This window comes from Streptomyces muensis (assembly GCF_021474425.1).
Taxonomy (GTDB): Bacteria; Actinomycetota; Actinomycetes; order Streptomycetales; family Streptomycetaceae; genus Streptomyces; species Streptomyces muensis.
In genome coordinates, this window is record NZ_JAKEIP010000006.1 from 43,600 (window position 1) to 67,043 (window position 23,444).

Annotated in this window: 18 protein-coding genes and 1 pseudogene; 5 read left to right on the forward strand and 14 right to left on the reverse strand. The window is 68.8% G+C overall.

Annotated features, from left to right (window positions below; all coding sequences use genetic code 11):
• Window positions 1–337: 337 nt before the first annotated feature.
• Together istB and istA are read right to left on the reverse strand one after the other, a co-directional pair.
• Window positions 338–1,126, reverse strand: a complete 789-nt coding sequence (istB, locus tag L0P92_RS03060; protein ID WP_234760859.1) for an IS21-like element helper ATPase IstB — start codon at window positions 1,124–1,126, stop codon at window positions 338–340.
• A gap of 5 nt (window positions 1,127–1,131) precedes the next feature.
• Window positions 1,132–2,363: pseudogene (gene istA, locus L0P92_RS03065) on the reverse strand (IS21 family transposase).
• Window positions 2,364–2,547: 184 nt separating this feature from the next.
• Between istA and L0P92_RS03070 the strand changes: the two are divergent.
• A complete protein-coding gene (locus tag L0P92_RS03070) occupies window positions 2,548–6,312 on the forward strand; it encodes an nSTAND1 domain-containing NTPase (protein ID WP_234760860.1) in 3,765 nt (1,254 codons plus the stop codon).
• Between the two features lie 442 nt (window positions 6,313–6,754).
• Here L0P92_RS03070 and L0P92_RS03075 read toward each other — a convergent pair whose 3' ends face one another.
• From L0P92_RS03075 to L0P92_RS03085, 3 genes are all read right to left on the reverse strand, one after another.
• Window positions 6,755–7,756 (reverse strand): LacI family DNA-binding transcriptional regulator, encoded by a 1,002-nt coding sequence (locus tag L0P92_RS03075; RefSeq protein ID WP_234760861.1) that lies wholly within the window; start codon window positions 7,754–7,756, stop codon window positions 6,755–6,757.
• A 223-nt stretch (window positions 7,757–7,979) separates the two neighbouring features.
• Entirely contained in the window at window positions 7,980–8,888 is a 909-nt protein-coding gene (locus tag L0P92_RS03080; RefSeq protein WP_234760862.1) for an SDR family oxidoreductase, read from the reverse strand.
• A 141-nt stretch (window positions 8,889–9,029) separates the two neighbouring features.
• Window positions 9,030–9,806 carry an SDR family oxidoreductase gene (locus tag L0P92_RS03085; protein ID WP_234760863.1) on the reverse strand — a complete coding sequence of 259 codons (777 nt, stop codon included), beginning with the start codon at window positions 9,804–9,806 and terminating at the stop codon, window positions 9,030–9,032.
• Between the two features lie 78 nt (window positions 9,807–9,884).
• On the opposite strand from L0P92_RS03085, the gene L0P92_RS03090 reads away from it, so the two are divergent.
• From L0P92_RS03090 to L0P92_RS03105, 4 genes are read left to right on the forward strand one after another with little or no spacing between them, the layout of a single operon-like run.
• A complete protein-coding gene (locus L0P92_RS03090; protein ID WP_234760864.1) occupies window positions 9,885–10,655 on the forward strand; it encodes an enoyl-CoA hydratase family protein in 771 nt (256 codons plus the stop codon).
• 14 nt (window positions 10,656–10,669) lie between these two features.
• Window positions 10,670–11,521, forward strand: coding sequence for a CoA transferase subunit A (locus L0P92_RS03095; protein ID WP_234760920.1), 852 nt, complete (start codon window positions 10,670–10,672; stop codon window positions 11,519–11,521).
• Window positions 11,518–12,279: a CoA-transferase subunit beta gene (locus L0P92_RS03100; RefSeq protein WP_234760865.1), complete on the forward strand. Its 762-nt coding sequence runs from the start codon at window positions 11,518–11,520 to the stop codon at window positions 12,277–12,279. Before L0P92_RS03095 ends, L0P92_RS03100 begins: the two co-directional genes overlap by 4 nt.
• Window positions 12,276–13,337: an NAD(P)H-dependent flavin oxidoreductase gene (locus L0P92_RS03105; protein ID WP_234760866.1), complete on the forward strand. Its 1,062-nt coding sequence runs from the start codon at window positions 12,276–12,278 to the stop codon at window positions 13,335–13,337. Before L0P92_RS03100 ends, L0P92_RS03105 begins: the two co-directional genes overlap by 4 nt.
• Window positions 13,338–13,504: 167 nt before the next feature.
• Here the strand turns inward: L0P92_RS03105 and L0P92_RS03110 are convergent, their stop codons facing one another.
• From L0P92_RS03110 to L0P92_RS45385, 9 genes are all read right to left on the reverse strand, one after another.
• On the reverse strand, window positions 13,505–14,002 hold the full coding sequence (locus tag L0P92_RS03110) for a GbsR/MarR family transcriptional regulator (RefSeq protein ID WP_234760867.1): 498 nt from the start codon (window positions 14,000–14,002) through the stop codon (window positions 13,505–13,507).
• A gap of 506 nt (window positions 14,003–14,508) precedes the next feature.
• The gene (locus tag L0P92_RS03115) at window positions 14,509–15,330 is read right to left on the reverse strand and encodes an SDR family oxidoreductase (RefSeq protein WP_234760868.1); all 822 of its coding nucleotides are present in this window, start codon (window positions 15,328–15,330) and stop codon (window positions 14,509–14,511) included.
• A 72-nt stretch (window positions 15,331–15,402) separates the two neighbouring features.
• Window positions 15,403–15,999: a TetR/AcrR family transcriptional regulator gene (locus L0P92_RS03120; RefSeq protein WP_234760869.1), complete on the reverse strand. Its 597-nt coding sequence runs from the start codon at window positions 15,997–15,999 to the stop codon at window positions 15,403–15,405.
• Between the two features lie 188 nt (window positions 16,000–16,187).
• Window positions 16,188–16,652 (reverse strand): VOC family protein, encoded by a 465-nt coding sequence (locus L0P92_RS03125; RefSeq protein WP_234760870.1) that lies wholly within the window; start codon window positions 16,650–16,652, stop codon window positions 16,188–16,190.
• 35 nt (window positions 16,653–16,687) lie between these two features.
• The gene (locus L0P92_RS45380; protein WP_234760872.1) at window positions 16,688–17,716 is read right to left on the reverse strand and encodes a Rieske 2Fe-2S domain-containing protein; all 1,029 of its coding nucleotides are present in this window, start codon (window positions 17,714–17,716) and stop codon (window positions 16,688–16,690) included.
• Window positions 17,713–18,891 carry a Rieske 2Fe-2S domain-containing protein gene (locus L0P92_RS03135; RefSeq protein WP_234760873.1) on the reverse strand — a complete coding sequence of 393 codons (1,179 nt, stop codon included), beginning with the start codon at window positions 18,889–18,891 and terminating at the stop codon, window positions 17,713–17,715. Before L0P92_RS03135 ends, L0P92_RS45380 begins: the two co-directional genes overlap by 4 nt.
• Before the next feature lie 59 nt (window positions 18,892–18,950).
• Window positions 18,951–20,189: an acyl-CoA dehydrogenase family protein gene (locus L0P92_RS03140; protein ID WP_234760875.1), complete on the reverse strand. Its 1,239-nt coding sequence runs from the start codon at window positions 20,187–20,189 to the stop codon at window positions 18,951–18,953.
• Window positions 20,190–20,252: 63 nt separating this feature from the next.
• A complete protein-coding gene (locus L0P92_RS03145; protein WP_234760876.1) occupies window positions 20,253–21,947 on the reverse strand; it encodes an AMP-binding protein in 1,695 nt (564 codons plus the stop codon).
• 226 nt (window positions 21,948–22,173) lie between these two features.
• The gene (locus L0P92_RS45385) at window positions 22,174–23,355 is read right to left on the reverse strand and encodes an acyl-CoA dehydrogenase family protein (protein ID WP_234760877.1); all 1,182 of its coding nucleotides are present in this window, start codon (window positions 23,353–23,355) and stop codon (window positions 22,174–22,176) included.
• Between the last annotated feature and the right edge of the window lie 89 nt (window positions 23,356–23,444).

Here is a 23,444-nt window from a genome sequence, read left to right on the forward strand (position 1 = left end):
CTCCTGACGGGCAGACCGCCCAAGTTCGTATGCGCTGAACACCAGCGCGAACAGCTTGAAGACCCCGGCCACCGGCGTTCTCCGCATGGCCGCGGCCCTGTCTCAGGGCCTCCGCTTCCGGCCACCTGGCACGTAGACCGCCAGACGCAGCACATCGGCGGCACGCTCAGCCTGATGTGGTGGCGCCGACTCACTGAGGCCGTCGGCCTCCCAAGTCGCGCCGAAGCCTGAGGACAACGGCAGCGAGAACGACTTATCTGCCGCAATCCAATATGTCGGCGGTCTCTGAACCTGGACCCCTTTGGGGTCGGTGAGTTTTGACCCCGTATGCAGTTGTTCACCCGGTTGCCGCGCCCGGTGGGCGGCCGATGTCTCGGTCTTTGAGCCGGTAGGAGTCTCCCTTCAAGGAGAGCACATCGGCGTGATGGACGAGACGGTCGATCATGGCGGCGGCGACGGTGTCGTCGCCGAAGACCTCTCCCCAGCGTCCGAACGGCTTGTTGCTGGTCACGATCACGGACGCACGTTCGTAGCGGCCGGAGATCAGCTGGAAGAACAGGTTCGCTGCTTCCGGTTCGAACGGGATGTAGCCGACCTCATCGATCACCAAAACGGGGACGCGCGCGAGGCGGAGGAGCTCGTCCTGGAGTTTTCCGGTGGTGTGGGCGGCGGCCAGGCGGTCGACCCACTGGGAGGCGGTGGCGAACGCGACGCGGTGTCCGGCCTGACAGGCGCGGATGCCCAGGGCGATGGCCAGGTGGGTCTCGCCGGTGCCAGGCGGGCCGAGGAAGACCACGTTCTCCTTGCCGGTGATGAAGTCCAGGGTGCCCAGGTGGGCCACCGCCTCCCGCTTCAGCCCGCGCAGGTGATGGAAGGCGAACTCCTCCAGGGTCTTGCGGGCGGGGAAACGGGCCGCGCGGATGCGGCCTTCTCCGCCGTGGGACTCGCGGGCGGCGACCTCGCGCTGCAGGCAGGCGGCCAGATACTCCTGGTGTGTCCAGGACTCCGCGGTGGCGCGTTCTGCGAGCCGGTCGGCGGCGTCCAGCAGGGCCGGTGCTTTCAACGCACGGCTGAGGAAGGCCAGTTCGGCGGCGATGTCCCGGGACGTGCTGGTGCGGGTGGCCATGGCTTTTACTCCTGTCCTCCGCCGCCCTCGATCAGATGGAAGACGCGGTCGTATGCCGGCAGGTCCGGGGGTGCGACCTCCACCGCCGCGGCGATGGCCCCGCTTTGGCGGTACTGGTGCCGCATCGCCGTGGCGGCCTCGGCGTGGTCGGGGTCGGTCAGCGTCTGGTGGCGGGCCCAGCAGCGGGCATGCTCGGCGACCAGGCGGCCGTCCAGATGAGCCCGCACCGTTTCGGTGTCCGCCTCGATCCGCACGATCCGCCCGATCGCGGCCGGGTCGACGGAGTAGTCGCAGGTGTCCAGGCGGATGTAGTGGTCCCGGCCGATCCGCACCGAGGTCTGCCACCAGCGCGGTGGCGCGGTCGGCGGCAGCGGCAGCATCGCGGCCCGGTCGGCCTCCCACCGCTCGGCCGGACGGGCCTGCAGGGTGCGGTGCACCCGTCGGTTGGCGACCTCAAGCCATCCGGCCAGCTGCGTGTTGAAGTCGGCCGGGTGAACACCCTGCCGGGCAGGAACGACGTCTCCAGGTAGCCGTTGGCCCGCTCGACCAGCCCCTTGGCCTCCGGGTCGCGGGGCCGGCACAGGATCACCTTGCAGGCCAGCAGCCCGGCCAGGGCGGCGAACTCGTGACCGAGCACGGCCCGCCCCTCCCGGCGGCGGCCGATGGCCGCTTCGTTGTCCCAGACCAGTGCCCGGGGCACCGCCTTCCAGCCGGACAGCAGGTCCCAGTGCCCGCTCACGAGGTCGGCGGCCTGCCTCGACGGCAGCATCCGCGCGGTGATGACCCGGGAATAGCCGGCCACCATCACCAGCACCGGCGGGCGCCCGGTCTGCCCGAAGCCCAGCGGGATGTCCACCGGCGGGAACCACAGATCGCACTGCGCCAGCTCGCCGGGCTGATACGCCGTCCGCGAGATGGGGTCCGGCGGCAGATAGACCGGCCGCAGTTCCCGCACCCGCCGCTTCAGCACCGACAACGACCGTTCCCACCCGATCCGCTCCGCGATCACCGTGGCGGGCATCCGCGGGTACTTCGCCAGCAGTTCGCGGATCGCCGGCTCCATCGCGTCCACGATCGAGCCCTTCGGCGCCCGCCGGTACTTCGGCGGATCATTACTGGCCACGGCCCGACGCACGGTGTTCCGGGCGATCCCCAGATGCCGCGCGATCCCCTTGATCGACATGCCCTCCGCACGGTGGAGCCGCCGGATCTCAGCCCAGTCCTCCACACCGATCACCTCTTCCACCCGACTCCCATGGAGCCAGACTGATCACTTGCTCACGGAAGGGGTCACTTTTCATCGACCGATAGGGGGTCACGGTTCACGGAACGGCGACACAATATGTCATCACAGAGCAGGGCAGTACGCGGAGGCGCATGTCACAACCAGATGGGGTTCTTCAGGCCATATCGCAAAACGTATGTTTGCCGCCCCGGGACTGTTCATCAGATCTGGAGGAGAAGAGTCGGTGGGGCGTCCAGAAAGACCCGTGGACCCGGAGGCCGGTCCTGTACAGAGGCTCGCCCACGACCTGCGCAGGTTGCGGCAATCGGCAGGCAATCCACCGTACCGGACCATGGCCCGGACAGCGGGATTCACCGCCAGCAGCCTCTCCACGGCAGCAGGAGGCGAGCGGCTGCCCTCCCTGGCGGTTCTCCTTGGGTTCGTGCGGGCGTGCGGAGGCGATCCGGCCGAGTGGGAGTCTCGGTGGAAGGCGCTGCAGGCCGAAGCGGAGCAGGCTCGCGTGGATGACGAAGGCGACGCCTTGGGGCCTTACCGGGGGCTTATGCGGTTCGAACCCGATCACGCCCAGCTGTTTTTCGGCCGGGAACGGCTGATCGAGGAAGTTCGTGAGCTGGTGTGCGCGCATCGGTTCGCCGCGCTCTTCGGAGCGTCGGGCAGCGGTAAGTCCTCGCTGCTTCGAGCCGGGCTGATTCCTTGCCTGCGCGAGGAGGTCGCACGCCGCGGCGGCCCGGCGGTGGTGCGGATTCTCACCCCTGGTCCCAGGCCCGCGGTGACGTATGGGCATCTCATGACCCCCGCGGAGGACGAGCCGGAGAGCTGGGTGGTGGTGGACCAGTTCGAGGAGATCTTCACCCTGTGCCGGGACCGTGCCGAGCGAGCGCGGTTCATCGACATGCTGCTGGCGGCCCGGGAACCGGACAGCCGGCTGAGAGTGCTGATCGCTGTGCGCGCCGACTTCTACGCCCAATGCACCCAACACCGCGCTCTGGCCGATGTCCTGGGCCGTTCGGGACTACCGGTCGGGCCGATGAACGCTGACGAATTACGCGAGGCCGTCGTCAAGCCCGCGCAGGCAGTCGGGCTCCTGGTTGAGCGGGAACTGACCGCGCGGATCGTCAACGAGGTCCTCGACCAGCCCGGTGCGTTGCCGATGCTCTCCCACTCCTTGCTGGAGACCTGGCGGCGCCGCAAAGGGCGGATACTGACCCTCACGGCCTACGAGGCAGCGGGCGGGGTACACGGCGCGATCGCCTCGACTGCGGAGGAAACCTACGGACAGCTGACCGCGGCGCAGTCGCGCACAGCCCGGCAACTGCTGCTGCGGCTCATTGAACCCGGCCAGGGAAACGCCGACACGCGACGCCCGCTCACCCGGCCGGAGCTGGACGAATGGGCGGACCCCGAGGTACCGCCGGTACTGGATCGACTGGCCCGGGCCCGGCTGCTGACCCTGGACGAGGAGGGCGTCCAGCTCGCCCACGAGGCGCTGATCAGCTGCTGGCCCCGGTTGCGGGGCTGGATCGACGAGGACCGGGAACGCCTGCGGCACCACCGACGCCTGACCGAGGCCGCCCGCACCTGGCTGGAGCATGACCACGACCCTGGCACCCTGTACCGGGGCACGCGCCTGGCCCGCGCGGAGGAGCTGTTCGCGGGGGACGATTCGCTCACCGTCTCGGAGCGGTCGTTCCTACTGACCGCGCTAAGGACGCGAGAAGCGGAGGAGCAGGCCGCCGCCCGCACCGTCCGCCGCTCCCGCCTGCTGCTCAGCACGTTGTCCGCCGTGCTGGTGGTGGCCCTGATCACGGGACTCGCCGCCTGGCAGCAGCACCGCGACAGCGAACGGCAGCGCATCGACACTGCGGCCCGCCGCGTAGCCTCCGTCTCCGACTCGTTGCGCAGCACCGACCCCCGGACCGCGATGCTCCTCGGCCTGGCCGCCTGGCGCATCGCCCAGCTGCCCGAGACGCGACGCGCCCTGCTCGGCTCTCTCAACGCGCCCGAGGGGAGTTCCTTCACCGACCCCGCGCCTGGTGCGAGTCCTGCTCGTTTCCTCGCTGATTCAGGCCGCACACTACTCAGTGTCGATGGCCTCGCCTGGCGTTCCTGGGATGTGTCCACCGGCCGCCGTACCGGCACTGGCCGGGTGCCGGACGGCGAGGTGGTCGCCGCTGGTCCGGATGCTCGTGTACTCGCCGTCGCCAGGGACGACGGCGTACGGCTGTGGGACACGCGCGCCGGGCGCTGGACCGGGATCCCGGAGCAGGCGTCCGCGCTTGTGGACTTCGGGGCCAGCGGCCACGACTATGTCGTGACCGACCTCGACGCCAGCCGCATACAACTGCGCTCCGTCGCGGACGGCAGGGTGCTCTTCACGACTCGGTTCACCGGTCCGACGGACGTGGTCCCCAGTGCCGACGACCAGCTTGTGGCCGTCTGCGCCAACGGCAAGCCGCTACAGGTTCAACGGACCGACGACCACCGCATCCTGCCCGGCGGCTGGGAGGGAGACCGGAGCGGCTGTGGTGCCGATCACACGGCTCTCGTGCTCGGCCGGGGCAGACTTGCGAATCTCTCCGAAGGCGGGGTGCGCGTCTGGGACACCAGCTCGGGACGCAGACTCGCCGACCTCAATGCGCCCGGTGTGCGGTACGCGGCCTTCAGCGAGGACGGAGGCTTCCTCGCGACCGCCGACGGCCGGGAGATCAGGGTGTGGCGCCTGACGGACCCTGACGCCCCGGTGTTCCGGCATTCTTTGAATGACCCACAGCAAGACAGCGAACTCACCTGGGACAGCACCCTGCCGGTCCTACGGTACCGGGAAGGCGGCACCGTCCACTCCATCGATGTCGCAGGGGCCGTCACCTCCGCCTGGCGCGACCAGCCCCTCGCCGCGACCTCGCTCAGTACGGACGGCCGTACGCTCGCCACCGCCGTACGCGACGGATCCCACTACCGCTTCCAGCTCCGCGACACACGGGACGGCCGCGTCCTGCGGACACTTCCGTCCCCATCTCTGCCCGTCTCACGCGACGATACGAAACCCGTCGTCCTGCAGAACACCATGCCTCTGCTCGCGTTCAGTCCGGACAGCACCGCACTCGCGTACGGGGTCTCCGCCCCGAACATGGAAACGGCATCGCAGCAGCTCACAGTGTGGGACATGCCCCACAGCCGCACCCGTGCACGCCTGGACCTGTCGACTCCGACCTCGGCCGCGGCTGTGATCGCCATCGCCCTGGCACCGGGAGGCCATACCCTCTATGCCGCCCGCACACCGAGCGGGCTCGAGGAACTCAGCAACGAGACATGGGCCGTCGACCGCCACCGCAGAACCGGGGTGCTCCCCGGCCGAGCCGGACAGTACCTGGCCGTCCGCCCCGACGGCCGCCTCCTCGCCGGCGAGGAGCGAGCCGTCAGCGCCGGCAGAGCCATCGCCCATGGTCTGGTCCAGGACCACGTGATCGGCGCGCTCGCCTTCGCCCCCGATGGCACCCGTTTGGCAGCCGGCGACCTGACGGGCCGTGTGGCTCTGTGGGACGGGAGTATTCGCCATCGCGCGGGCATCCTGCCGAGCGTTTTTCCCACGCCTGTCGGTGATGTCCCTGAAACGGTCAGTGCGCTGGCCTTCAGCCCCGACGGCCGCACTCTGGCTGTGGGCGGCAGCGCGGGAACCCTCCAGCTCTGGGACGCAGCGACCCAGCAACCCCTCGGCGGGCCCCTGGCCACACCAGGCGAACGCGTCGTCACTCTCGCGTTCAGCGCGGACAGCGACACGTTGTACGCGGGAAGCGCACACGTCCCGCTCCAGCGATACACCGTCGGCACGACGCAGGCCGCTGCCCAGATCTGCGCGCGAGTTGACGGGGCGGATCTCACCCGGGTCCAGTGGCACACATACATACCCGATGTGCCGCGCCGCTCGCTCTGCGGTGAGTGACGAGCCGCCTCCCGAACGCCCTTCCATCCCGCTGGCCGGCCGGACCGCGAGAATGTCGGCGCACGCCGCGGTTGGCGCGACTCATGCCAGGTGGGACAGCGCGGTGACCGGGGGATCCGTCGTGGGAGGTCGGGACGCCTCGGCGCACAGTCACGGATCGGAGGTGGAACGATGCCGTGCGGGATGACGGACAGGGGCGTTGAACAACCGCGCTCGCGCCTCGGCCCGGAATTCGATCCAGGGCGAAGTCGATGGTCCGTCGAGCCGCACAGGACCGGTGGCCGCCCGTCCAGCGGCCACCGCCGTGGCGGAATGGAGGCAACGTTTCCATGACCGGGGCGACTTCGAGGGCTCGCGATTGCGAACGGTCGGTACGGATTCGGGTTGCTCCGGCTCATGGCCCGGCACAGCTCGCCAGGGCGGCCTCAGGGGACTACGGTCATCACGTGCCGCGGACGATCACCTCAGGCGTGAGGACGGTCTCCTGCACGGGCTGTGGAGCAGCGATGCGGGCGTACAGCATCTGGGTGGCCAAGCGGCCGCTCTCCTCCAAGGGCTGGCGCACGCTGGTCATGTCGAGGGCCTCCGCCAGCGGACCGTCGTCGTAGCCGACGACACCGACGGTGGCGAGGGTATCGATGGCCCGGGAGCGAAGCTCCGCGAGGATTCCGGCCGCGAGCTCGTCGGAGTGTCCGAAGAACGCGGTGGGCTGTCGGTCTGCCGCCCACAACGCCGCTACGGCGGCGCGCCCGGCCGACACGTCCGTTCCGGATGAGACGATCCGTTCCATGTGCGACAAGGGAAGCCCGGCCTCGACGAGTGCCCGCTCGATGCCGGCGAATCGCCGCTGTCCCTGAGACACGTATTGGTCCGACACCTGCACCTCGCCGACCACGGTGATGTGGCGGTGCCCCTGACCGAGCAGGTGACGGGCGGCCAGGTAGCCGCCCATCGTGTCGTCGACGGACACCGAACTCAGGCGCGGGTGACTGGTGTCGACGAGCACGGTCGGCAGGCCGGTGGTGACGAGCCGGTCCACGATGGCGTTGTCCAGTGGCAGGCCCATGATGAGCAGGCCGTCCAAGCGCCGCTTGACGGGCAGGGCGGACAGCAACGGGGAGGTCGTCGCTGCCGCCGACGCCTCGTCCCACACGACGACCTCGCTGCCCTGCTCGGAAGCCTCCCTGAGGACGCCGACCAGCCGACGCCGGAACGACTCGTACGTGGTGAACGGCGCGATCACGCCGATGCGCCCGACGCCCTTGCGGGCCCGGCTGATGGCAGCCTCCCGGGGAACGAAGCCCAGTTCGTCGATGATCGCCAGCACCTTCGCGCGCGTGCCCGCGTTCACTCGCTGCGGCTTGTTCAGCACGTTGGACACCGTGCTGATGCTCACCCCGGCCCGCGCGGCCACGTCGTAGATGGTGATGTCGTTGTCGCTCATCAGTTCTTGCCGTCTCCGCCCGACATGTCAAATCTGTTGGCTACTCCGCAGCTGCCCCCACGCAGCGCGATCCCTCGTCACGTCGTAGGCGCTCCATAGGATGCCCCCTCCCGCATGGTGTCAGACTCGAGATGGCGGCCAGCCAGCACCTGGACCACGTGGACCCGCTTGAGGCGAGCGCTCCGAACGTGCTGGGGGCCGTGAATGGCACTCTCGGGGGCCTTCACGAACCGTAGACAGGCTGCGGTGATTCGGCCTCGGCGAGCAGTTTGAGGACGGTCTGCCCCGCCTCGGCAGGCGTCCACCGCGCGCCTTTGTCGGCAGTCGGGCCCGCGCGCCAGGACTCCATCACCGTGATCCGGCCCGCTTCCACCTCGAAGACACGGCCGGTCACGCCGCTGGGGGCGGCCGATCCCAGCCAGACCACGAGCGGGGAGACGTTCTCGGGAGCCATGGCATCAAAGGTCCCGCCCACGGGGACGGCCATGGCGTCGGCGAGGGTCTGCTCCGTCATGCGGGTACGGGCGGCCGGGGCGATGGCGTTGACCTGGACGCCGTAGCGGCCCAGTTCGGCGGCGGCGACCAGGGTGAGTGCTGCGATGCCGGCCTTGGCTGCGGAATAGTTCCCCTGACCGACACTGCCCAGGAGCCCCGCACCCGAGCTGGTGTTGATCACGCGGGCCTCTGGCCCACGGCCTGCCTTGGTCTCGGCACGCCAGTACGCCGCGGCGTACTTGAGCGGCAGGAAGTGACCCTTGAGGTGGACACGCAGAACGGCGTCCCAGTCGTCCTCGTCGAGGTTGACGAGCATGCGGTCGCGCAGGAACCCGGCGTTGTTGACGAGGGTGTCCAAGCGGCCGTACGCCTCCAGAGCGGTCCGGATCAGGGAGGATGCGCCCTCGGTCGTGGCGATGTCACCGGTGTGGGCGACGGCTTCGCCGCCGAGCGCGCTGATCTCGTCAACGGCTCGCTGAGCCGGTCCGGCGGTCGTGCCGGTGCCGTCGAGGCTGACTCCCAGGTCGTTGACGACTACTCGGGCGCCCTCGGCAGCGAAGGCGAGGGCGTGCGCACGGCCGAGCCCGCGCCCCGCTCCGGTGACGGCGACGACGCGTCCGGTGCACAGTCCGGTCATGGGTGCCCTGCCTTTCAAGGGTGGTTGCTCTGGTCATTCGTAAGATCGGAGGGCTCAGGGGTTCTGGGTATGGCTGGCATGGGAGAGTCCTTTCAGCGGTCGGACGAGGGTTGGTGACGTTCGAACGGGTTCCCGGGCCGGTCACTGGTTGGCGGTGGCCGCGTCGAGGAAGGCAGGCCGCTCCCCGCCGCCGTGGACCAGCAGGCTGGCACCGCTGATGTACGAGGCACGGTCGGAGGCCAGGAAGACGCAGGCGTCACCAACGTCTGCGGGGTCGGCCAGGCGGCCCAGCGGGACAGTGCGACCGACGGCCGCCATCGCCTCCTCGTCTCCGTAGTGCAGGTGGGAGAGTTCGGTTCGGGCCATACCGACGATCAGCGTGTTGACCCGTATCCTCGGCGCCCATTCCACGGCCATCGTGCGGGCGAGATGCTCCAGGCCCGCCTTCGCCGCTCCATACGCCGCGGACCCCGGTGACGGGCGGCTGCCGCTGACGCTGCCGATCATCACGATCGATCCGCCGGAGCGCCGGCCCCGCATCACCTCGTGCGCGGCGATGGAAGCCGTCAGCGGCGCCAGGAGGTTCAGTTCGACGACGCGAGCGTGCCGCCCGGGTCCCCCGTCGTCGAGCAGACGGTAGGGAGTTCCCCCGGCGTTGTTGACCAGGGTGTCCAAGCGGCCGTGCTCGCTGCCCACTCGGGCGAAGAAGCTGCCGACCGCCTCCGGGTCACGCAGATCGACAGGAAGGAAGCGGGCCGTGCGCCCCGCGGCCTCGACAGGCTTGTCCGGGGCTCTGCGGGCGCAGGTCACCACCTCGGCCCCGGCTTCGAGGAAGGCACGGGTGATGCCCGCTCCCACCCCCCGGGTACCACCCGTGACGACGGCGACCTGGCCGGACATATCGAGGTCCACTGCCATTTGACACCTCCCGCGGCCTCTGGTCCGCTGCTAGCGTGGCCCTAACAAATGTTTGGTTGAAAGGTAGCTGATGCGCCCATGACTGTCTCCACCTCTGCGCCGGAGGAAGGGGTCGCCGTTGTCATGGTGGACTTCCCTCCGGTCAACGCCCTTCCCGCACAGGGCTGGTACGACCTGGCCGCAGCCGTGCGAGCCGCCGGGACCGATCCGAAGGTGCGCTGTGTGGTCCTCACCGCGGTCGGCCGCGGTTTCAACGCCGGTGTCGACATCAAGGAAATGCAGCGCGCGGACGGCCCGGGTGCCCTGATCGCCGCCAATCGAGGCTGCTTCGAGGCGTTCGCCGCGGTCTACGACTGCCAAGTGCCGGTCGTCGCCGCGGTCCAGGGTTTCTGCCTCGGTGGTGGCGTCGGCCTGGTGGGCAACGCCGACGCCGTGGTCGCCAGCGAGGACGCCGTATTCGGTCTTCCCGAGTTGGACCGGGGCGCGCTCGGCGCGGCGACCCATCTGGCCCGGCTGGTCCCCCAGCACCTGATGCGCGTGCTGTACTACACCTCGCGCACCGTCACCGCCCAGGAGCTCCACCGGCACGGCTCGGTGTGGCAGGTCGTGCCCAGGGAGCAGCTCCAGGATGCCGCAAGGCAGTTGGCCGGGGAGATCGCTGCCAAGGACGGCGAGCTGATCCGTCTGGCCAAGGCCGCGATCAACGGCATCGACCCGGTCGACGTGCGCCGCAGTTACCGATTCGAGCAGGGCTTCACCTTCGAAGCCGACCTCAGCGGCATCGGCCGCCGCATCCGCGACACCTTCGGCACGAAAGAGGAACGGCGGTCAGCGGAGCGGCACTCGTGAGCGGCGACAAGAGCATGAGCGCCGAGGAGGTGGTGGGCCGGCTGGAGAGCGGCATGACCATCGGTATCGGCGGCTGGGGTTCGCGGCGCAAGCCGATGGCGCTGGTGCGTGCCTTGCTGCGCTCGGACGTCACGGACCTGACCCTCGTCTCGTACGGCGGACCTGACGTCGGCCTGCTCGCCGCCGCCGGGAAGATCCGCAGGCTCGTGACAGCCTTCGCGACGCTGGACTCCGTCCCTCTCGAACCGCACTTCACCGCCGCCCGGCAGCGCGGCGCGTTCGAGATGACGGAGCTGGACGAGGCCATGGTCATGTGGGGGCTGACGGCCGCAGCGCAACGGCTGCCGTTCATACCGGTCCGCGCCGGGCTCGGTTCGGACGTTCTGAGGGTCAACCCTTCTTTGCGTACGGTGACTTCACCGTACGAGGACGGCGAGGAACTCCTCGCGGTCCCGGCCCTGCGCCTGGACGCGGCGCTGGTCCACCTCAATCGGGCCGACGTGCGGGGCAACGGCCAGTACCTCGGTTCCGACCCGTACTTCGATGATCTGTTCTGCCAGGCCGCCGACGCCGCATACCTCTCTTGCGAACATATCGTGGACACCGGGGACCTGCTCAAGGACGCTGGACCACAGACCCTGCTCGTCAATCGCGCGTTCGTGACCGGCGTCGTCGCGACACCGAACGGCGCGCACTTCACCGCTTGTGCCCCGGACTACGAACGCGACGAGAACATCCAACGCGCCTACGCCCGGGCCGCCCGCGACCCCGAGGCCTGGCGGACCTTCACGGCTCGGTTCCTGTCCGGCGACGAGGCCGCGTACCAGAGCGCAGTCGCGGCGTTCCACGAGGAGGAACCGGCATGAGCACGGTCACGGCGACGCGGGCCGAGTACTGCGTGGTGGCCTGCGCCGAGGTCTGGCGCGGCGCGGGAGAGATCCTGGCCAGTCCCATGGGCACCGTCCCCACGATCGGGGCCAGACTGGCCAGACTCACCTTCGCACCCGAGCTGCTGCTGACCGACGGCGAGGCCCTGCTCGTCGGCGACGTTCCGGCCGTCGGCGAGCGGGCCAGGGTGGTGGAGGGCTGGCTGCCGTATCGGCAGCACCTGGCCCTGGTCGCCACCGGCCGACGGCACGTGATGATGGGCGCCGGCCAGCTCGACAGGCACGGCAACCAGAACATCTCCTGCATCGGCGACTGGGCGCGGCCCGCACGCCAACTGCTGGGCGTGCGCGGCGCACCGATCAACACGCTCAACAACCCGACCAGTTACTGGGTGCCGAAGCACTCGCGTCGGGTGTTCGTGGAGCGGGTCGACATGGTGAGTGGGGTCGGCTACGACCGGGCCGCAGAGGCCGGCCCGTCCGCCACCCGCTACCACCGCATCGCGGATGTCGTCACCAACCTGGGCGTCTTCGACTTCGACACGCCGGACCACACCATGCGGCTGCGGTCGTTGCACCCGGGCGGAACCGTCGATCAGGTGCGCGAGGCCACCGGTTTCTCGCTCGCCGTACCTGCCGCGGTCCCATACACCCGAGTGCCGACCGTCGAGGAGTTGCGGCTCATCCGGGACGTCATCGACCCCAAGAAGCTGCGTGAGCGCGAGGTCCCCGCATGAGCCACACCATCACCACAGCCCTGACGGAATTGGTCGGTGTGCGCCACCCCATCGTGCAGACCGGGATGGGATGGGTCGCGGGCCCTCGCCTGGTCTCGGCCACGGCCGACGCGGGGGCCCTGGGGATCCTCGCCTCGGCCACCATGACCGTGGAACAACTTCGCTCCGCCGTCCGCGAGGTCAAGTCCCGCACCGACGCGCCCTTCGGCGTCAACCTCCGGGCGGAGGCGGGCGACGCCGCCGAGCGTGTGCGGATCATCATCGCTGAAGGCGTCAGGGTCGCCTCGTTCGCGCTCGCGCCCTCTCCGCAGCTCATCGCGCGGCTCAAGGATGCCGGAGTGGTCGTCATCCCGTCGGTCGGTGCCAGGCGGCATGCCGAGAAGGTCGCCGCCTGGGGCGTAGACGCGGTAGTGGCGCAGGGCAGCGAGGGCGGCGGCCACACCGGCAGCGTCGCCACCGCCGTCCTGCTCCCCCAGGTCGTGGATGCCGTGGACATCCCGGTGATCGCGGCAGGCGGCTACCACGACGGGCGCGGACTGGTCGCCGCGCTGGCTTACGGCGCCGCCGGAATCGCCATGGGCACCCGTTTTCTGCTCACCTCCGACAGCACCGTGCCGGAGACCACCAAGAGCCGTTATCTGGCCGCGGGTGTCAACGACGTCACTGTCACCACCGAGGTGGACGGTCTCCCCCACCGCATGCTGCGTACCGAACTCGTCGATGCGTTGGAGCACTCCAGCCGGGCGGCCGCGCTGCTGCAGGCGGTCCGGCATGCCGCCGCGTTCCGGAAAGAGTCCGGCATCAGCTGGGCCCGCATGGTCCGAGACGGCCTGACGATGAAGCACGGCAAGGAGCTCTCGTGGGGCCAGGTGCTCCTGGCGGCCAACACTCCCATGCTGCTCAAGGCGGCAATGGTCGAGGGACGCACCGACCTCGGCATCATGCCCTCCGGTCAGGTCGCCGGGCTGATCGACGATCTCCCCACCTGCGCCGAACTCGTCGACCGTGTGATGGCCGAGGCCGACGCCATACTGCGCGGACTGCCCTCGCGCGGCTGACCGCGTGCGTGTGGGTGGCTGCCACTGGTTGGCGTCGAACGAGCGGCAGCTGCCCGAACCGCCCGAACCAGTCGAAGAGGTGGTAAAGAGCGATCAGTCGGCGAGGTCTCTGTCGCGCCGGACGCCGTTGTAGCGAGCACGGTGTTCACTGTGTCGCCGGTCCGCAGTCAGCCGCGCCCGAAAACCTCTTCGCGGTGCGTGTGCCAGCGTTCCATCATCTTGATGACCTCACCGTCGATGAACTCGAGAAACGCGAGAGTTTCGGCGAGCCGCCGACCAGCGGGGGTCCTGGCCCCAAGGCTGTCGATTCCCTCGCGCAGGGTGATCTCCCAGCCTCTGAGCGCTGCGCCTCGATTGGTCAGCAATTCATACCACTGGTCGCTGTATACGCGGTACTGATCGCGCCTTGAACCGGGTTCGCGCTCGCGTTTGAGCATGTGCTGTCGCGCGAGATAGTGCACCGCCCCGGAGACCGCGGCTGGGCTGACTCGGAGCTGTGCACCGACTTCGGCGGAGGTGAGAGCGCCGGAGTCCGAGGAGAGCAAGGCCGCAAAGACACGAGCGGGCATTCTCGGTATCCCGGCGTCGACGAGCTGTGCGGCGAAGTCCTCGACGAACGCCGAGACTGCCTCGGTGTCGCGCACTGCCTCGATCGGTTCGGTCACAGGCCTCCTGTCTGATGTCGGCGCGGTGAGAGGGGAAGGGAACGCACTTCGATCAGCGCGAGCAATCCGCCCTGACTCACCGCCCCATCCGAGACGGTCCCCCCGGTCCCAGGACACCCGCGGATCGTCCCCCGCAGATGTCGGTCGGTCGCGTTATGCCCATGCCGCTCTCGGGCACCGAGTCGAGGTGGTGGCCGTCGATCCGTCCGCCGCATCGGCGTCGAGCGCCCCACGCGATCTCAGGCGTGCCGCGCAGCGCGCTCGCACCCGGGCGGGGCCGCGAGCGCCGACCCGTGCGCCAACGCGGTGCGGCTGCTGCCCGATCGCGCACCCGAGGCCGACGCGGAGCTGGTCCCACCCTTGCGCAGTCTTCGTTCCCGGCTCCCTACTTCACGCGCGAAAGCCGTCTCGCCAGATTGCGTGCAGGCGCCGAGTCAGCTGGTCGATCAAGTGATCTACGTGCAAGTGCGGGCTCAGGGCTACGCATAGGGAGAGTCGAAGTCCCGTCAGGCGTCGTCTGCGGAGCGGGAGGTGGCCTCCCAGTCGGACCAGGTCTGCAGCCGCTGGGCGTAGACCCCTTGTGCGATGTCGTACGCCTGGCTGGACAGCAGCAGACGCAGGGGCGGGTTGTCCGAGTCCACTACAGCGAACAGGGCCTGGTTGGTGGTCTCCGGCCCCGGCGTGTGGTAGCCCTGCTTGGCTTGTTCGGCCCTGGCGTCGTGCATGGGCCGGTAGGCCGGGAGCTGTTCGGAGCGCACGGCCGAAGAAGTGCCCCAGTCAGTGGCGTAGCCACCCGGCTCGATCACCGTGATCTTGATGCCGAACGATGCGACCTCCTGGGCCAGGGCCTCCGAGAGGCCTTCGAGGGCCCACTTCGAGGCGTGGTAGATGCCCAAGGCGGGGAACGCTGCCACGCCGCCGATGCTGGAGATCTGCACGATGTGGCCGGCACCCTGGGCACGCATGAGCGGAATCGCCGCCTGGGTGACCCACAGGGCACCGAACACGTTGGTCTCGAGCTGGGCGCGGGCCTCGGCCTCGGTGATCTCCTCGACGAACCCGAAGTGCCCGTAGCCGGCGTTGTTGACCACGATGTCGAGCCCGCCGAAGTGGGCGTGGGCCTGCTCCACGGCGGCGAACGCCGCGGAGCGGTCGGTCACGTCGAGCTGTATCGGCAGGATCGCGTCGCCGAACCTGCCGACGAGGTCCTTGAGAGTGTCGGTGTCCCGTGCGGTGGCGGCGACCTTGTCACCGCGCTCCAGGGCCGCCTCAGTCCAACTGCGGCCGAAGCCACGGGAGGTACCGGTGATGAACCAGGTCTTGCTCACGAGGACATGTCCTTCCCGCGCCGCGACTCGCGTGGCGCAGACCGATGATGTGCGGGGTGTTGGTGGTCCGGGTCAGGTGTGGCGAGGCCCCAGTCCGTTGCTCGCCCGCTCGAAGCAGTCACGGGCGAGTTCCAGCAGGCGATCGAAGCCGTCGTCGGGCGACCACATCGCGTAGGCCGTCGTCATGACGGCCTGAGCGACATTGACGAGCAGGGCCCCCCGCAGCTCTTGTCCTTCAGGCGTGCGGGAAGCGGCCCATTCGCGCAGTTCGATCACGAAGTGTTCACCGTGACCGCGCACGGACTCGGCCAGTGCCGGCGAGGCGGCCTTGAGCCGCTTCTGTACCGCGAGCCGGTTGGAGAAGGTGGACAGGTACCCGACGAGAACCGCCTGCAGCGACAACCACAAGGGCTCGTCCGCCGGCCTCTCACCCATCAGCGAGCGCCATACGTGGGGCTCTTGGGGATCCGGGTCGAAGACGATGGCTTCCTTGGAAGCGAAGTAGTTGAACAGCGTACTGCGTGAGACGTTCGCGCCCGACGCGATCTCATCGAGACTCACCGTCTCGTAACCACGCTCCTCGATGAGACGGAGCGCGGCGGCTCGGATGGCCCGCCAGGTCTCCAGCTTCTTGCGCTCACGCAAGCCCAGAGCTTCGGTGTCGGTCACAGAACTACCGTAAGAAATAGTTGGACTGCATGCAAGTTTGTTCTGCATTCAGGTTTTGGGCGGCCCGGGACAGGCCGGAGTAGGCGTTCGCCATCAGTGGCCCACGCCCGGAATCCGTGCATCCGGCAAGGGCGGCCCAGGCACGCCCACCCCGGCCGGACGGCCTGCCCTGTCGCCGTTCCTGTCGCTCAGACTCCGGGAGCTTCACCGAGGCTCAAGGTGGTGGTGAGGGGATCGATGACGATGCGATCGGCCAGTAGGGGTGCGCGGGCAGCGGAGGCGTCGACCACCTCGATCCGGGCACCGAGTTCCGGCACCTCATGAAAAGACATGGGAAGCCCGGCCTTCAGCCCGTCGAGCAAGATCCGGCAGCCACGCGCGGCGAGCATGTCGCGGTCGTCGGCGAGGCGGGCCGACCAGAAGCCCAGGTGGTCGAATCGGGACCCGTCCGGCGCGGCCCAGGGACTGTCGGCCGGGCCTTCGATCAGTTCGAGAAAGGGCGGGCCCTCGATGGAAAGCGCCACCCAGATCGCCCAGTCGCCGATCTGCCGGGGCCTGGGTGGGCCGAACTCCACTGACAGAGCCCGACCGACGGCTCCCCGAGCGGCCTCGATGTCGGGGACGGCGAAACCTACGTGGTACAGGCCCCTCACAGGGCGTCAGCCTGTTCTCTGTGGACCATCATGGCTCAGCTCCCGGGAGTCACGCCGAGTTCCTCGGACACGTCCCGCCCGGGATCCCCGTCCGCCAGGTAGGAGTAATCTCCCGCCAGCTGGCGGGTCACGAGTTCGTTGTAGACGCGCCGGTAGCGCAGGCCCGCCTTGTCGAACCGGGAGCTGAGATCGCGTTGGCCACCCGGCTGCAGATAGCGGTCGTTCTGGGAGCGCACCGCCCAGTTGTCCTGCCGGCCCACCAAGTGCGCGGTGTACGGGAACAGAGCGCGGGCGTACCCGGGCATCCGTTGTGGGTCGTAGGTGACCGGAGTGCGAGCACGGGTGCGGGACTCGGGGTTGACCGGGTGCAGCATCCGGATGTCCATACCCGGCATGAAGTCTCCGTGCAGCAGACAGACGCCGCTGCGCACATGCGTGATGGTGACGACGCGGATGTCCTGCGTCTTGGCATCACCGACCAGGGACTTCTGCATGTCCGGAATGGGGCGGCCGTGGGCCGTCCGGATCATGGTGACCGTCTCGGAGGTGGATTTCACCTCGACGACATCGTCCTCGGAGAGTGAGTCGCCGGTCAGCTTGGAATGCAGGAAGTCGGCGTGGGTGAGGTCGAGCAGGTTCTCGCAGATCAGCTCGTAGGTACAGTCGAAGACTATCGAGCCCTGGAAGCGACGCGGCATGCCTTCGATCGGGATGTGAGGGACGCTCGGCAGCAGGTCCGCGGAGGCGTGTTCCGGATCGCCGTACCAGACCCACGCGTAGCCGTATCGCTCGACGACGGGATACTCACCGGTTCCGCCGGTGAACTCACCGTCACGGCGAAGCGCCGGAGGGGCGCCGGGCAGGTCGTCGGTGGCCCGGATCCGGTCGCCGTCGCGCGAGAGAATCACCGGTTCTCCGTGCATCGCGCGCCGGACGGGGCGCCTGCGCACGTCGGAGCTGTGCACCAGCGGGAACCATGTGTCGCGCAGCGCGAAGGTGGCAGGCCTGAACTCGGCGGGAACGGTTACCGCGGCCTGAGGAGCGGTGGCGGTCGGGGCGGTCACGGGGTTCCTCCTTGAGTGTGCTGGAAGCTTTCGGCGGGGCGGAGAGAACGAAGGGCCTCCAGTCCGTCGTCGACCGTGGTCGTGACACTGTCGGCCACCGCCTCCGGGACGTCGGAAGCCGTACGAATCAGCCGGCGCCGAACGCTCGACGCGGCCGCCAGGGTGGAGCGGACGATCGCGCCGGTGCCGCTTGACGTTGCACGCCAACGCAGAACGGTGCGGTACCGGCCGACCGGGGTGAGAGCGGCCAGCACGTGGCACCCTCCGTGCCTGCCGCTGGGCTCCACGGCCATCCGCGCGAGACCAGTGGTCGCGGAGAGCGTCGTGGCGCAGGTCACGACGCGGCGGCTCGCGTCCTCATAGGTGGCCAGGCGCGGGAGGTCACGGGCGAGCCTTGAGCGCTCGACGGTCACCGTTGCTCCTGCGCCACTTCCGCCTGTCCGCACCACGGGAGCGGACACCTCTGGACCCGCGCCCAGCAGTCCGGACAGCCCGAGCGTGGCACCCGGGTTGAGCACCAGCGCCTCGGCAAGGTCGGTGTAGGCCGAACGCACCAGGACAGTGCCGGTGACGGTGTGTCCGTCCACAGTGTGGGCACTTGACTGTGCCTCGGCCAGCGGCCCCAAGTCCGGAGGTTCGGAGGCCCCGGTCCACACGAGGATCAGTCCGTCGGCGAGCACGGCGTCGAACATGGTGGTGCCGCCATCCGGTTCCTCTCCGGACGGTTCACCGACGGCGGCACCGGCGATCCTCGTGCGCAGCCCGAAGCCGAGGGCGTCGGCGAGGTTCTCGGCCGTCGTGAAGGCGGCGACCTTGATCCCGCGCGGGACCCTCTCGGTGCGGCTGAGGTTGGGGATGGCGGTGCACTGCCCGGTGGCCCCGTCGAAGCACCAGCCATGGTAGGCGCACTGCAGGTGACCGTCCTCGGTGATCCTGCCCATCGACAGGGGCAGCCGCCGGTGCGGACAGCTGTCGTCCACGGCCCGGACCACACCCTGAAGATCGCGGTAGACGGCCAGGTCCCGCGTGCCGATCCGAAACGCCCTGGGGTGTCTGCCGATCTCGTCCCCGTGGGCGATCGGCCACCAGGCATCCGGAAGGCCCACGGACGGGCGCGGGCGCGCGGGTGTCCGGTGGTCGGCGGCAGGGCTCGACCCCGTGGTTGTGCCGGTCATCCGATGAGCCTCCTCGTCGAGGTCACGTTGCGTGTTCGGCGTCAGTCACCGGCTGGCCGTCAGTAGGTGCCGACAGGTGCGATGTTGGGGTCGATACCGAGACGGTCGCGCCCGTAGATCTCGTAGCCGAGGGACGGAATGTTCTGGATGTGGCGAAGGGCTACGTGGATGTCCTTCCAGAACCGCGAGAGCGGGTTGGCCGTGGAGAACGCCGAGGAACCGGCGATGAACATCAGCCGCTCGACGGAATCGTGGACCAGATCGACCACCTGCGAGCACGCCGCCTTGTTCCGGGCCGAGTCGGACGGTGTCCAGGGCCGTCCCTCGGCCGCGTAGGTGTCGACTTCCTCGGCGGCGTGCAGGGCGAGCAGCCGGGCGCTGTCGAGCTGAGCGGCGACCTTGCCCAGGTCGTGCACCACGACCTGGGACTCCGCCTTGGTCGCGAAGAAGGTGGTGACCAGCGGCTTCTCCTGTGCATTGACCTCGACCAGTTCGAGCATCGCCAGTGCCCCACCGACCAGCAGACCCATACCTGTGGCTCGTATGGACGGGATGAGTGGCTGGCGGTCGGAAGCCTCGCCGAAGTTCCGCTTGTGCGGGTCCGGGAACCCGAAGGGGCGATCGGCGGGGACAACCATGTGGTCGGGAACGAAGACGGAGTCGACGACAGTCGTGTCGGAGCCCGTGGCCTGCATGCCGACCATGTACCAGCTGTCCTCGACCGTGACCTGCTCCATCGGTACGTAGGCGAAGTTCATTCCCGGCGTCACGGGTTTGCCCTCCTCGCCCATGTGCACGAAGCCGCACTGGGCCCACTTGGCGAGCCGTGAGCCCGAGCTGTAGGGGAACCTGCCCGTCAGGCGGTACCCGCCGTCCACCTTGGTTCCGATCCCAGGCGGGTTGTAGGCGCCGCAGATGATCGTCGGACCCTCCGCGAAGAGGGTCTCCTGCAGACTGTCCGGTGCGATGCTGCCGATCCAGGTGGTCGAGTTGAGGATCTGCACGACCCACGCGGCGGCCAGGTCGCCCTGCCCGAGCTCCATCTGGAACTCGACGTAGGCCCGGTTGGACAGACCGGCTCCGCCCCACCTGCGCGGGGTGGTCAGTGAGAACATGTCGAGCCGGCGCAGGGCGGTCTCGACTTCGGGGGTCAGAGTGCGCAGTTCCTCGGCCCGTGCGGCCTGCTCCCTGAGCAGAGGACGGAGCTTGCGCGCCTCCTCCAGGAGCTGGGGCAGCCTGCTGTCGTCGTAGCCCTCGACGTCCCGGGTCTGGGGCGGCGTCTCGTCAAGTGCGGTCATGGTGATGCGAAGTCCTCTCGTCGCCGGCTGTTCGGTGCTCCCGGCAATAGTGGTGATGGGGCGTCAGCCGACGGCGTCGGCCAGCCCCGAAGCGTCCTCGACGCGTTCTGCTCCCGGACGGACGGTGGGGTCATCGGCGGCGAGTTCGGCGACGAGCCGTTCACGGAGCCGGAACTTCTGGATCTTCGTGGCGGACATCGGCCACGTCTCCACCAGGCGCACGTACCTGGGCACCTTGAACTTGGCCAGCCCGGACCGGCAGAAGTCCAACAGCTCCTCGACGCCGACGGCGGCCCCTGGCACCAGTTGCACGAAAGCCGCCGGGACTTCGTCGTACTTGGGATCGGGCACGCCTACCACCGCTGCCATGAGCACGGCCGGGTGGCTGGTCAGATACGCCTCGACTTCCAATGCGCCGACGTTCTCGCCCCCGACCTTGAGCATGTCCTTGGTACGGCCGCGAAACGTGAGGTTGCCGTCGGCGTCGAGCGAGGCCAGGTCGCCTGTCGTGAAGAAGCCCTCGGCGTCGAAGGACTCCGCCGTCTTCGCCGGATCGTTGTGGTAGCCGCCGAAGACGTTGAAGCCGCGCATCCAGACGGCACCGGTCTCTCCCGCAGGCAGTACGTCTCCGGTCATTCGGTCACGGATCTGGACCTCGATGCCGACGAACGGCCTGCCACTGGTGACTCTCGCCTCCAGCGGGTCGTCGAGCCGTCCCATCACGGGAGAGCCGCCCAGCTCGGTCGAGCCGTAGCAGCTGACCACCGCGGTGTCGTCGCCGAGCCTTTTCTGGTAGTCGCGCAACAGATCCGGCGGACCGACACAGAGCACCGCGCGGACGCCGGAGAATGTCTCCGGTGTGCGGGAGGGGTGCTCCAGCATCGGACCGAGGAGGGTGGGATAGGCCGGGTACATGAGCGTGGCGCGCTCCCTGACGATCTGTTCGATGGCTTCCGCCGGGGAGAAGTGCGACATCGACACGTACGCGGCGCCGGCCCGCAGCACGCCGGCGAGCGGGGCCTGGGAACTCACGTGGAACAAGGGCAGCGGGTTCCACATCCGGTCGTCCTCCGTGATGTGGAACCCCTCGGCGCCCACAGCGGCGCCGAGCCCGATGACCGATGAGTGCGACAACGGACAGCCCTTGGGCATGGATGTCGTACCGGAGGTGTACATCATGATGTAGGGGTCGTCCGGGGCGACGGCCTCGGCTCGTGCCCGTACCTCGGTGAGGTCTTGGTCCGAGCCCAGGCGCAGGAACTCCGCACCGGTCATGAATCCGGTCGCGCGGCGCGTGCCCAGGACGACGGCGTGTTCCAGATCCGGCGCGGCCCGCAGGACGAGCCGTTTCCCGGCCTCAGCCTCACGGAGGTCGGGGAATGCCTCGTAGACGCGGGCCGCATAGTCGACATGCTCGTCGGCGACATCGGTGAGCAGCAGCACCTTCATTCCCGCGTCCGGGATCACATAGGCGAGCTCACGCGGGCTCAGCCGGGAGTTGACCGGCACCAGCATCGCGCCGGCCATGGTGGCGCCGATCATGGCGTGGACGAAGTGCATGCAGTTGGGCATCAACAGCCCTACGGCGTCGCCGGGCCGGACGCCCAGTGCCCGCAGGGACGCCGCCACGGCGAGACAGGACGCCTCCAGTTCCCGGTAGGTCTGCCGTGTGTCCGGAAAGACGAAGGCATCGTGATCGCCGTAGTTGGAGGCACTGTCCATGACCAACTGGGGAAGGGTGAGTCCCGTATCCGTCATGTGTTGCTCCCTGGGGTGCGGGCCACGAGAACAAGAGGGCCGTGGCAGGTGCGCAAGGGCGTTGAAGGGAGGTCAAAGGGGTGGGGAAGGACTCGGCCGCCCGGCCGGACCGGCAGGGCGCCGCAGCCTTGAGACAATTCCACCAAACGGTGGGTAGGTGAAGATTCTAGAAACGGCACCGGGGCAGGGCAAGATGCGTGCGCGCACCGGCTCACCGGCCCGGACCTCAGATGCGACGCGAGGTCGGCTCCAGGCCCCAGCGGACCCGTGACCAGCTGATCGCGATCTCGTCCGGGGTGAGCGAGGCCTGCAGGCCTGCCATCTTCAGGTCACGCCCCCAGCGCTGCCAGCGATTGCTGTCGTACATCCCACTGGCGTCACCCGCGGTCAGCAGGCGCTCGCCGGCCTGGAGCACGAACTTGGCGGCCTGGGTCATGTCGCGACGGAGACGGACCCGTTCCTCCAATGTCATCTCGCGGTCCTCGCGGCCCCGCTCACACAGTTCGGCGAAGCAGTCCACGAGCACCTTCGCGGCGGTGTCGATCTCGAAGGAGGACTCGGCGAACTTCAGCTGCGTCACCTCACGCTGGAACGCCTTCTGGCCGGAGTGCAGGTCGACCCGGCTCTTGACGCGTTCCTCGAAGATGTCGAGCAGCCCCTGCCCCATGCCGATCATCGGGGCGAGCAACAGCAGGTTGGCCACCAGGTTCGGAGGCACCTGGTAGAGAGGAACCTCCGGATAGAGCTTCGCCCCGGGCGATCCTCCGGCACGGAAGTCGGCACCGGGCAGAATGCGATGCGGCGGCACCCATGCGTCATCGATGACCAGCGACTTGCTGCCTGTACCCCGCAGACCCATGACGTACCAGTCGTCGACGATACGGAAGTCGCTGCGGGGCACCAGACAGACGCCGAGCGGGATGGTCACGATGACCCACTCCGCATAGTCGATGCCGCTGGAGAACTTGATCGCGCTGTCGGTGATACGGGCTCCGTCGCCGTCGGGCCGCGCGTTCATCCGCATCACCGCGGAGGCGGTGGAGGACAGGGTGTCCGGGCCCGGCCCCCAGTACTCCTGCTGGAACTCCAGGCCCATCATCCCGACCAGGAACTGATGCCCCGGCCACTGACCGGTCATCCACGCCGTCGACGGACACCCCCGCCCGACCTCCCGGGCCACCTGAGCGGCAGTGTCGAGAGAAGCGGACAGACCTCCGAAGCGAATCGGCTGCCCTGCCAGATGGAACTGCTTCTCCTTCAGCTCCGCGACATTCTCGGGCGGAATGCGTCGCAGTTCCTCAGCCCGGGCGCTGCGCTCGATCAGCGTGGGCCTCCACCGCACGGCCCGGTCCACCAGTTCGTCATGGGACGGCCCGACACCTGCCGCCTTGGTCAGCACTTCGGTCACGTTCAGCTCTCCAGGTCGGACGAAGGACTCGAACGAGTCGGCAATTGGCACGGGAACGAGCATCGAGACCGGTGCCGCCCACCAACAAC

Coding starts and splice junctions, on each gene's coding strand:
- istB (WP_234760859.1), bottom strand. CDS start 1,126: ATGGCCACCCGCACCAGCACGTCCCGGGACATCGCCGCCGAACTGGCC.
- L0P92_RS03070 (WP_234760860.1), top strand. CDS start 2,548: ATGTTTGCCGCCCCGGGACTGTTCATCAGATCTGGAGGAGAAGAGTCG.
- L0P92_RS03075 (WP_234760861.1), bottom strand. CDS start 7,756: ATGAGCGACAACGACATCACCATCTACGACGTGGCCGCGCGGGCCGGG.
- L0P92_RS03080 (WP_234760862.1), bottom strand. CDS start 8,888: ATGACCGGACTGTGCACCGGACGCGTCGTCGCCGTCACCGGAGCGGGG.
- L0P92_RS03085 (WP_234760863.1), bottom strand. CDS start 9,806: ATGGCAGTGGACCTCGATATGTCCGGCCAGGTCGCCGTCGTCACGGGT.
- L0P92_RS03090 (WP_234760864.1), top strand. CDS start 9,885: ATGACTGTCTCCACCTCTGCGCCGGAGGAAGGGGTCGCCGTTGTCATG.
- L0P92_RS03095 (WP_234760920.1), top strand. CDS start 10,670: ATGAGCGCCGAGGAGGTGGTGGGCCGGCTGGAGAGCGGCATGACCATC.
- L0P92_RS03100 (WP_234760865.1), top strand. CDS start 11,518: ATGAGCACGGTCACGGCGACGCGGGCCGAGTACTGCGTGGTGGCCTGC.
- L0P92_RS03105 (WP_234760866.1), top strand. CDS start 12,276: ATGAGCCACACCATCACCACAGCCCTGACGGAATTGGTCGGTGTGCGC.
- L0P92_RS03135 (WP_234760873.1), bottom strand. CDS start 18,891: ATGACCGGCACAACCACGGGGTCGAGCCCTGCCGCCGACCACCGGACA.
- L0P92_RS03140 (WP_234760875.1), bottom strand. CDS start 20,189: ATGACCGCACTTGACGAGACGCCGCCCCAGACCCGGGACGTCGAGGGC.
- L0P92_RS03145 (WP_234760876.1), bottom strand. CDS start 21,947: ATGACGGATACGGGACTCACCCTTCCCCAGTTGGTCATGGACAGTGCC.